The sequence below is a fragment of the [Mycobacterium] manitobense genome, assembly GCF_025821665.1.
GTDB classification, from domain to species: domain Bacteria; phylum Actinomycetota; class Actinomycetes; order Mycobacteriales; family Mycobacteriaceae; genus Mycobacterium; species Mycobacterium arseniciresistens.
In genome coordinates, this window is the sequence record NZ_JACKSJ010000013.1 from 1 (window position 1) to 539 (window position 539).

The window sequence follows — 539 nt, forward strand, 5'->3', positions numbered from 1 at the left end:
AACAGCGTCGATGCGGTCGTGGTGGCCCAGGCCTGGCATTGGTAACAGCGTCGATGCGGTCGTGGTGGCCCAGGCCTGGCATTGGTTCGACGTGCAGCGCGCGACCGCGGAGATCGCCCGGGTGCTGCGTCCCGGTGGACGACTCGGGCTGGTGTGGAACACCCGCGACGAACGAATGGGCTGGGTCAAGGACCTCGGCAACATCATCGGCCACGAACACGATCCGCTCAACGACGAGGTCACCCTGCCGGCGACGTTCACCGGTCTGGAGCGCAGCCGCGTCGAGTGGACGAGTTATCTGACCCCGCAGGCGCTCATCGATCTGGTCGCCTCCCGCAGCTACTGCATCACCTCCCCGGCCGCGGTGCGCACCCAAACGCTGGACAAGGTCCGCGAACTGTTGCGCACCCATCCGGCGCTGGCCAACAGCAACGGTCTGGCGCTGCCCTACATCACCGTCGGCATCCGGGCGACGCTGGCATAATTGCCGCGAGGGTAGATTTCAGCAAACGAATACTCGTCGGCTCGAGTGGGTAGAA

The 539-nt window shown here is 65.5% G+C and carries 1 protein-coding gene; it reads left to right on the forward strand.

The genetic code is table 11. From position 1 onward, the window contains the following. On the forward strand, positions 1–484 hold a 484-nt coding region (locus H7I41_RS00820), incomplete at its 5' end, for a class I SAM-dependent methyltransferase (protein ID WP_264010650.1). Between the last annotated feature and the right edge of the window lie 55 nt (positions 485–539).